This is a genomic window from Streptomyces katrae (assembly GCF_000966975.1).
Lineage (GTDB): Bacteria > Actinomycetota > Actinomycetes > Streptomycetales > Streptomycetaceae > Streptomyces > Streptomyces katrae.
This window is the reverse complement of record NZ_JZWV01001640.1, coordinates 1-602: the sequence shown is the minus strand read 5'-3', so window position 1 is coordinate 602 and position 602 is coordinate 1. Positions and strand designations below refer to the sequence as shown.

At 74.9% G+C, this 602-nt stretch carries 1 protein-coding gene; it reads left to right on the top strand.

The window, feature by feature from the left end; all coding sequences use genetic code 11:
- A partial coding sequence (locus tag VR44_RS39790) for a beta-ketoacyl synthase N-terminal-like domain-containing protein (protein ID WP_045952575.1) occupies window positions 1-602 on the top strand: 602 nt, incomplete at both ends.

The following is a 602-nucleotide window of genomic DNA, read 5'->3' as shown; positions in this document are numbered from 1 at the left end:
TTCCCCGGCGGCGCCGACACCCCCGAACGGCTGTGGCAGCTGCTCGCCGACGGAGTCGACGCCGTCACCCCCTTCCCCGCCGACCGGGGCTGGGACCTCGGCTCCCTCCACCACCCGGACCCCGAGCACCCCGGCACCACCTACGTCAGCGAGGGCGGGTTCCTCCACGACGCGGGCCGCTTCGACGCCCGGTTCTTCGGGATCTCCCCGCGCGAGGCCCTGGCCATGGACCCGCAGCAGCGGCTCCTGCTGGAGACCGCCTGGGAAACCCTCGAACGGGCCCGCCTCGCCCCCTCCTCCCTGCGCGGCAGCCGCACCGGCGTGTTCATCGGCTCCGGCTACCAGGGCTACGGCGCCACCCCGGGCGCCCTGCCCGACGGCGTCGAGGGGCACCTCCTCACCGGCACCTCCAGCAGCGTCATGTCCGGCCGCATCGCCTACGCCCTGGGACTCGAAGGGCCCGCGCTCACCGTGGACACGGCCTGCTCCTCCTCCCTGGTCGCCCTGCACCTGGCCACCCAGGCCCTGCGCCAGGGCGAATGCGAACTCGCCCTGGTCGGCGGGGCGGCCGTGATGGCCGGCCCCAACGCCTTCGTCGAGTT